We start from the raw sequence: 8,965 nt of genomic DNA, 5'->3' as shown, positions 1-8,965 counted from the left end.
TCCTTCGGTCGCCCTTCGGGAATACTCAGGACTTCCTTCGGTCGCTTACGCTCCCTCAGGATGACACCTATCTTAAAAAGAACAAGATTAAGGACTTGGGGAGTGTGCAGTTTTAAACTTTAAACTGTGCACTTTTAATTTTTAAATAACAGAAAAAGCAAATTCCCGAACCCATTGAAATTAAAATACAAAGATAAGCAAATAGATCGCCAAACCTGGTATAAAAAGTGCGGGTTTTTGAAATGCTGATTTCCCTGGTTAAATAGCCGGTTATAAACAGGTTTTTACCCTTGTTATCGGCTACCCTGCCAACTATTTCACCTGTTGGTTCGATAAAGCAGCTTACCCCGGTATTGGCGCATCTTATCACGCTGATTTTGTTCTCAACAGCTCTTAATACCGAGGCCTGGACATGTTGATACGGCCCGCCCGAATCACCAAACCAGGCGTCATTGGTAATATTGACCATAAAACCTGCCCCTTGTCTGACAAATCTCCTGGTCAAACCGGAAAACACATCCTCGAAACAGATAAGCACCGCGAATTTGGTTCCCAACTGCCGGCTGTCCCTTGACTTCGCCCCTCGACTTCGCTCGGGACGACCCTGAGCTTGTCGAAAGGCCGCTCGGGACAGGCTGGCTGCCGGAAGGTTAAATATTGTATATTTTCTTCCCGGGCTAAATTGGCCGCCGCCTGCTCTTTTATCTATCTTTTTGATAAACCGAAAAAATGGTTTTAGTGGAATATATTCTCCAAATGGAACCAGGTGTAACTTATCATAGCGCGTAATAATCCTGCCTTGCCGGGATATCAAAAAGGCGCTGTTATAAACCTTCTGGTCACTAGCCCAAAAAGGACTGCCTATCAACAAAGGCGTATTTATTTCTTTAGCCAAATCAGCAACATAAACCAGAAGCTTCTGATTGACCAGATATCCGGGAACAGCTGTTTCCGGCCAAATAATAATATCCGGCTGAGCAAAAAAAGTTAATTTAGTCAAGGCGCGATACTTATCGAGAATTAAATATTTAAGTCCTGGATTCCATTTCTCTTGTTGAGAGATATTACCCTGCACTACCGCTACCCTTATCTGTGACTCAGGCTTTTTTAAAAGCTGAGATTTACCATAGGCAAACACTGATATTAAAATCAATGCGGCGGTACCGAAATTAATTAATACCGGCTTAAAATCAGTCCCTGCAGCCCGCCTGTAACCTGCAAGTTGCAACATCTGAAAAATAACTACGTTAACCATAACCACCAGAAAAGAAACGCCGTATACGCCGGTAAGATTTGCTACCTGGATAAGGGGAATATTCAGATACTGGGAGTATCCGAGGCCAGCCCAGCCGAATCCGCTAAACAGATGCGAACGGATATATTCCAAGGCCACCCAAAAAGCGGGAATCGTAAAGACAGCTGTTTTGCTTCGCAGAGTAAATGAGGCAAAAATTCCGAACAGGCCGAAATAAATCGCCAGGTATAAAACCAACCCTATCAATCCCCAAAGGCTTACATACCCGACCCAATAAAGCGTTCCCAGAAAAAACACAACGCCGGCCAGGCTGGAGAATATGCCTGCCTGTTTCATCTTTTTTTTATCCAGGGCAATAAACAAAGGGACAAAGGCAAACCAGGCAAGGCCGTTTAACTCAGGCTTTGGAAAAGAAAAAATTAACAGGAGAGCTGAAAACAAGCATAAGAAAAAAAATTTCATTTCCCACAGCAATGTTTATACTTTTTGCCGCTATTGCAAGGGCAAGGTTCGTTTCTGCCTACTTTGCGGTCTTGCCTCCGGTAAGGATCCGCTGTTGCTTCCCTTGCCGGAGACCGAGGAGGTCCTTCTGGAGAAACTTGAGGTAAACCAGCCATCGGCCTTGCATCAGGATGAACAAGTTTTTGGTCTGAAGCATCAAAGACCGCAGTCCTTTTCTCCTTCAAAACAGGCTGGATTTTAAAGATGAACTCTATTGTTTCGATCTTTATGCTTTCGATCATCCCGGAAAACATCTGGTAAGCTTCGTGTTGGTATTCAACCAGGGGGTCGCGCTGACCATAGGCCCTCAGCCCTATCCCCTCTTTAAGAACATCTAAACCATAAAGATGGTCTTTCCATTTTGAATCTAATATCTGCAGGAGCACCCCTTTTTCTAAGTATCTTAAAACTTCGGCAGTAACGTTTTTTTCTTTTTGATTATAAGCATCCGTCGTCTTATCCAGCAGCTTCTGTTTTATTTCTTGATAAGAAAGCTCTTCTAATTTTAAATCATCTATCTGGATAGGAAATTTTGCTTTTAGCCACTGCTTAAGGCCTTTTAAGTCCCATTCCTGACGATGAACGTCGGGATTGACGTATGTTTCAAGCGCAGTGCTTAGAACATCATCGATCATATCCAGAATATGGTTTTTAAGCCCGCTGCCCTCAAGAAACATTTTTCGTTCTTTATAGATCGTTTCCCGCTGGGTATTCATTACATTATCAAATTCCAGAAGATGTTTTCTGATATCAAAATTCATAACCTCCACCCTTTTCTGGGCAGTCTCAATGGCCCTGCTAACCAAAGGATGTTGTATTTCCTGGCCTTCTTCCATCCCCAGCCTATCCATAATACCGGCTATTCTATCGGAACCAAATATCCTCATTAAATCATCTTGAAGAGAAAGATAAAACCGCGAAGAACCAGGATCTCCCTGCCTACCCACCCTGCCTCTAAGCTGGTTATCTATTCTTCTTGCTTCATGTCTCTCTGTGCCGAGAATGTGAAGCCCTCCTAATTTTATAACCTGTTCATGTTCTTTGGAAACCTGTTGTTTTAGCCGGGATAAAATCTTGTTTTTTTCTTCATCTGAAAGAGATTTTCCGGAAGAGATCTGCTCCTCTATAATATCCTGGGCCTGCGCTTCGGCATTGCCGCCTAATAGAATATCTGTTCCCCGCCCAGCCATATTAGTAGCAATGGTCACCGCGCCCAGCTTCCCTGCTTGTGCCACAATGTGAGCTTCTCTTTCGTGGTATTTTGCGTTCAAGACATTACAAGGGATATTTCTATTTCTTAAAAGCTGGGCAAGTCTTTCTGACTTATTAATAGAAATGGTCCCTACTAACACCGGCCGTTTCCGTAGGTTATGCTCCTCTATTTCATCCACTGCTGCTTTAAACTTTTCCTTCTCCGTTTTATATATCACGTCTGGATAATTAGTTCTCAGGAGAGTTTTGTTGGTGGGAATAACCACCACATCCAATTTATAAATCTGGCTGAACTCCATGGCTTCGGTAGCAGCCGTCCCGGTCATACCGGCAAGCTTCTGATACATACGAAAATAGTTCTGGAAGGTAACAGTGGCCAGGGTCTGATTTTCTCTTTTGATCGCAACCTTTTCCTTGGCTTCTATTGCCTGATGCAGGCCGTCGCTCCAGCGCCTTCCCGGCATCATCCGGCCGGTAAATTCATCGACAATCATTATCTGGCCGTCTTTAATCATGTAATCCACATCGTGCTTAAAATTATGATGGGCTCTTAACGCCTGATTTATATGATGCTTGTATTCCATGGTCTCAAACCCGTGAAGATCGGCTAAATTTAAAATCTTGGCTGCCTTGAGTTCTCCGGCTTCGGTAAGATAGGTCGTGCGGCTTTTTTCATCAATTACGAAATCGCCGGTTTCTTCCTTGGTAACATCATCGCGGCTGCCTTTTTTGAGAGAAGGAATGATCTTATCTACTTTATAATATTTATCGGTTGATTCCTCGGCCGGACCAGAAATAATCAAAGGAGTCCTGGCCTCATCAATCAAAATGCTGTCTACCTCATCTACAATAGCATAGTGAAGCGGCCGCTGTGCCCTCTCCTCTGCCCTGGTAACCATATTATCCCTCAGGTAATCAAACCCGAATTCATTATTTGTCCCGTAGGTTACATCGCACTGGTAAGCCTTTTTGCGATTCTCGGGACTCATATCATGCTGGATAACTCCGCAAGAAATTCCCAAAAACTCATATATTGGGGCCATCCAGTCCCTATCTCTCCTGGCCAGATAATCGTTAACAGTAACCAAGTGAACTCCCCTGCCGGCCAGGGAATTTAAATAAACTGCCAGCGTTGCCACCAGTGTCTTGCCCTCACCAGTAGCCATTTCAGCAATACGGCCCTGGTGCAGCACAATACCGCCCATCAACTGGACATCAAAGTGCCTCATATCTAGGGTGCGTCGGCTAGCTTCACGAACAACACTGAATGCTTCTGGTAAAATATCATCCATGGTTTGGCCGGAACTAATCCTCTGGCGAAACTGATCAGTCTTGGCCCGAAGTTGACCATCTGAAAACTGCATGGTCTGTTGTTCCAGGCTGTTTATCAATTCTACCTTAGGCCAAAGATCTAACAGCAGTCTTTCATTACGGCTGCCCATAAGCTTAGTCAAAGGGTTCCTGGACGTAGACAGGCCGAATCTTTTACGCAAGCTGAATAAATTTAAAGGTTGTCTATTCTCTGACATTTTTATCCTTCCTCGACAGGCCCGGAACTTTGTTTGGTCTTTAATTTTTTTAAGTACGCCTCAATAAACCGGTCAATGCCGCCATCCATTACTGCCTGAGTGTTGGAAGTTTCAAATCCGGTGCGATGGTCTTTAATTAGAGTGTAAGGATACAATATGTAAGAACGAATCTGGCTTCCCCAGGCAATTTCCATTTTTTCTTTATACTTTTGGGCAACCTTTTCTTTTTGGTCCCTTAATTTTTTCTCGTAAAGTTTGGCCTTTAACACTTTCATTGCTACAGACTTGTTCTTAAACTGGGACCGTTCGTTCTGACACTGCACCACTATCCCGGTAGGCAAATGCGTAATCCTTACTGCTGAATCAGTAACATTTACGTGTTGGCCGCCCGCGCCGCTGGATCTGAACGTATCAATCCTCAAATCATTGGGGTTAATTCCTATCGGGCCGGTTTGTTCTATTTCGGGGATAACGTCTACAGAAGCAAATGAGGTATGACGCCGCCGGGCTGAATCAAAAGGGGAAATGCGAACCAGCCGATGTACGCCTATCTCTGTCTTGAGCCACCCGTAGGCAAACTTACCTCCAACCATAATAGTCACATTCTTTAAACCCGCTTCTTCTCCGGCTAGAAAATCTATGGTCCGGGTATTAAAGTTTTTGGACTCAGCCCATCTAATATACATCCGGGCCAGCATCTGAACCCAATCACAGGCTTCAGTTCCGCCTGCGCCGGAATTAATGCTTAAGATGGCGTTGGCTTTATCGTACTTTCCGCTTAATAATAATTCGAATTCTATCTTTTCTAATTTATTTTCTAAGTTTGATAAGTCTGCCCGGAGTTCTTTAATAAAATGGCTGTCTTCTTCTTTAACCAACCCGGCTAATTCCCGCAAATCCTCATATTCAACCTGGCAAATTTCGCAGGGTTCAATAGAGGACTTTAATTCCTTTAGTTTGAGTATTACTTTATTGGCTGCCTGGGGATTGGCCCAAAAATCAGGCCTGGCCATCTCAATATTCAGCTCTTTTATCCTTTTTTGCTGTTTGGCCAGGTCAAAGATAACCTCGAAGTTGCTCTAACCTTTTTTCTACTTTCTTTAAACCCTTTTTTAAATCCTCTATCATGCATTGTTCCTTTCGGGTAGAACTAATATATCACAAGCTCCCCGGGCTTGTCAAAACAAACAGACGTGAGGTGACCGCTGTTAAAACACCTTTTTTCAAACAGCGTGCAGTTGCTGTAAATTTTATCGATAACCCCTGCTGTCATATCAACTTGCCTCCGTCATTGACGCCCTTTTCTGAAATACTCGATAATGTTCCCGGCGGTCTGCCGGTCAATCTTATTTACCTTAACAAGCCCTGCTAATCTGGCCCTTTTTACCTTACTCAGCGAACCAAAATAATTGATCAGCTCTTTTTTCCGTAACGGCCCGACTCCCTTGATCTGGTCAAGCTCCGACTGGCTAACGCTTTTTTTCCTCAGGCTGTGGTGATAAAAAATAGCAAAGCGGTGGGCTTCGTCTCTGATTCTCTGGACCATCTGTAGGGCCTTGGAAGTAGGGGGTAGGACAAGCGGGGATTGTTTTAAAGACGTAAAGATATGATCGAGCTTTTTAGCAATACTTATAGCCGGGATGTCTTTAAAGCCCAGGTTGTCTAACTCCTGTCTTACAACCCCAAGATGGCCCTTGCCGCCATCGATTATTATCAGGTCTGGCAAAGGCTCACTTTTTTCAGCTAAACCTTTGAGACTGCGTTTAACGACTTCTTTCATCATTTGGTAATCGTTGCGGGTATCAGCCTCCTTTATCCTAAATCTTCTATAACCGGCCTTATCTGCCTTTGCCCCGTAAAAACTAACCCTTACCCCGCAGGCAAAACTTCCCTGAATGTCAGAGATATCATAAGCAAAAATGCGCCGGGGAAGTTCAAAAAGCCCTAAAATCTCTTTTAACTCTTCTGTCTGGCCGGCTATGTCAGGCCTTCTCTTTTTCCCGGCTACCTTAGAAAGCATATCTATCCTGTCCCTAAGTTTAGCGGCTTCCTCGAAGGACTTTATCCGGGAAGCATAATTCATTTTATCGACCAGATCATCGATTAATTTCTTACGCCTGCCTTTTAAAAACAAGACAACCTCATTTACAAGCTGGCGATAGTCTTTAACGCTTACTTTGCCTATACAGGGAGCCAGGCATTGCCCAATCTGGTAATCCAGGCAGGACTTTGAAGGAAGCAACCTGCATTTTCTCAAAGGAAAAATCCTTCTCATCAAGGCAATTGCCTTTCTTAAAAGCTTAACATCGGTATATGGGCCAAAATAATCAGCCTTATCATCTTTCCTGTTCCTGGTAATAAAAAGACGGGGAAAATCTTCGTTGCTGGTTAATTTCAGGTAGGGATAAGACTTATCATCCTTTAGCATAACATTATACTTAGGCCGATGCCGCTTGATCAAGCTGGCCTCTAACAACAAGGCATCCACTTCTGTATCTGTAGTCATATAATCCAGACCGGTTGTAGCCGCAGAAAGCGCCTGTCTTTTTAAAGATGGGCTTTTATCAGGCCGAAAATAGGAAACCACCCTGTTTTTTAGCCTGGAAGCCTTACCGATATAGATAATCTCGTCTTTTCGGTCTTTTAGTAAATAAACACCCGGCAGGTTCGGAAGATTATTCAGCTTTTCCTTAATATCCATCTTGATACTGTTTTTAATTCCTCCACCTTAAAAATGAAGGAACAGGTTATAAAGATGATTATTCCCCCGGATATAACGCTGAGAAGACCGATCAATTGAGCGGATAAACCTGTCAGCCTAAATACCGGTTTAGAAACCAAGTAACAAAATATACCCATTATCATGGCCGAGCAAAGAATGCGGCCGAATGAATAGACGATCTTTCTTGCGCCAAAACTCCCGATTTTCCTGCGCAGTACTAAAAAAAGTATAGACAGATTTATCATGCTGGAAATAGCTGTTGCCATAGCCAAACCGCTTTCTTTCAGCGGCCGCATTAAAATTAAATTTAAAATTATATTGGAAAGCAAGGCTATAATCCCTATCTTGACCGGGGTCTTTGTATCCTGTAAAGAATAGAAACAGGGAACTACTATTTTCACTCCGGCATAAGAAAACAGGCCCAGTGAATAAAAGAGCAAGGTATCAGCCGCCCGGCTGGCAGACAAGCTTGTGAAATTACCGTGCTGAAAAAGTGTCTCCATGATCGGAAGACGCAAAATGATCAGCCCAACAGCCGCCGGAATAGTAATAAAAAAAACCATTCTTAATGCCAGTGAAAGTGTTTTTTTTAATTTTTCTATCTCATTCTTCGCCGCATAAACGGCCATTGTCGGCAATGCCACCGTCCCCATGGCTATACCGAAAATCCCCAGAGGGAGCTGCATTAATCTATTGCCGTAATAAAGCGCTGAGATCGCCCCATCGCCCAACATCAACCCTAAGATAATATCGACAACTACATTTATCTGAGTAACAGCCAGGCCTAGTATCGCTGGAGCCATTAAATAACCAACCCGCCTGACCCCCGGATGGCTAAGGTTTAAATCAAGCCTTATACTAAAACGGTTAAATCCTTTTTTAATCAATACCGGAATCTGAATTGCTAATTGAGCCGCCCCTCCAAACAAGATGCCAATGGTTAAGCCCAATATTTTCTGTTCTAATGCGGGACCAAATCTGGGACAAAGCCAAAACAAAGCTCCAATCCAGCACGCATTTAGTATAACCGGGCCCAGGGCCGGCAAGGTAAAATGTTTAAAAGAGTTTAATATCCCCATTGATAAAGCGGAAAGTGAAATAAAGAACAGGTAGGGCAGCATTATCCTGGTAAGTCTTAAGATTAAAACGATCTTGGCTGACAATGAAAAATTATTCAACGCCAGGCCGATCATCCATATCCCCGACAATACTAACATAAGTAAACCGAGCACCAACAGGGTAAATATGATCGAAACCAATTTCCAGGCTTCTCTTCTCGGCTTCTTCTCTAAATATTCAGTAAAAACAGGGATAAATGAACCGGACAACGCCCCTTCTCCCAGCAAACGCCTCATTAAGTTTGGGATCATGAATGCTATCAAAAAGGCATCCCATACCAAACCGGTCCCAAACAGGCTGGCGCTAAACACATCCCGTAAGAGTCCCAGGATCCGGCTGGCAAAGGTCGAAAGGCCTATCACCCCGGCTGATTTTACCAATGATTTTCCGTCTGACATATTATCTATATTGCTGTATTGTTAAACTGTTATTTAAAAATTAAAAGTGCACAGTTTAAAGTTTAAAACTGCACACTCCCTAAGTCCTTAATTTTGTTAAGATAGGTGTCATCCTGAGGGAGCGTAAGCGTAGGTGTCATCCTGAGGGAGCGTAAGCGACCGAAGGAAGTCCTGAGTATTCCCGAAGGGCGACCGAAGGAAGTCCTGAGTATTCCCGAAGGGCGACCGA

The 8,965-nt window shown here is 43.6% G+C and carries 5 protein-coding genes; all 5 read right to left on the bottom strand.

What is annotated here, in order from left to right:
* Positions 1-112 precede the first annotated feature (112 nt).
* Positions 113-1,717, bottom strand: a complete 1,605-nt coding sequence (gene lnt / locus U9Q08_04080) for an apolipoprotein N-acyltransferase (protein ID MEA3328890.1) — start codon at positions 1,715-1,717, stop codon at positions 113-115.
* Entirely contained in the window at positions 1,714-4,410 is a 2,697-nt protein-coding gene (gene secA, locus U9Q08_04075) for a preprotein translocase subunit SecA (protein MEA3328889.1), read from the bottom strand. The genes lnt and secA overlap by 4 nt, the downstream gene beginning before the upstream one ends.
* Positions 4,411-4,499: 89 nt before the next feature.
* Positions 4,500-5,625 (bottom strand): peptide chain release factor 2 gene (gene prfB, locus U9Q08_04070; GenBank protein MEA3328888.1). Its coding sequence is split into 2 segments (ribosomal slippage): positions 4,500-5,564 and positions 5,566-5,625, totalling 1,125 coding nucleotides; the frame shifts between segments, so codons are not numbered across the junction.
* 160 nt (positions 5,626-5,785) lie between these two features.
* Positions 5,786-7,198, bottom strand: a complete 1,413-nt coding sequence (locus U9Q08_04065) for an excinuclease ABC subunit UvrC (GenBank protein ID MEA3328887.1) — start codon at positions 7,196-7,198, stop codon at positions 5,786-5,788.
* A complete protein-coding gene (gene murJ, locus U9Q08_04060) occupies positions 7,177-8,736 on the bottom strand; it encodes a murein biosynthesis integral membrane protein MurJ (protein MEA3328886.1) in 1,560 nt (519 codons plus the stop codon). Before murJ ends, U9Q08_04065 begins: the two co-directional genes overlap by 22 nt.
* Between the last annotated feature and the right edge of the window lie 229 nt (positions 8,737-8,965).

Source organism: Candidatus Omnitrophota bacterium, from assembly GCA_034717435.1.
Classification (GTDB): Bacteria; Omnitrophota; JAUWXU01; order JAUWXU01; family JAUWXU01; genus JAYELI01.
Note: the sequence above shows the minus strand (reverse complement) of the source record. Positions and strands in the feature narration are given on the sequence as shown.

Excerpts from the sequence above, each read along its gene's own strand:
- U9Q08_04065 (MEA3328887.1), bottom strand. The coding sequence starts at position 7,198 with ATGGATATTAAGGAAAAGCTGAATAATCTTCCGAACCTGCCGGGTGTT.
- lnt (MEA3328890.1), bottom strand. The coding sequence starts at position 1,717 with ATGAAATTTTTTTTCTTATGCTTGTTTTCAGCTCTCCTGTTAATTTTT.
- murJ (MEA3328886.1), bottom strand. The coding sequence starts at position 8,736 with ATGTCAGACGGAAAATCATTGGTAAAATCAGCCGGGGTGATAGGCCTT.
- secA (MEA3328889.1), bottom strand. The coding sequence starts at position 4,410 with ATGGGCAGCCGTAATGAAAGACTGCTGTTAGATCTTTGGCCTAAGGTA.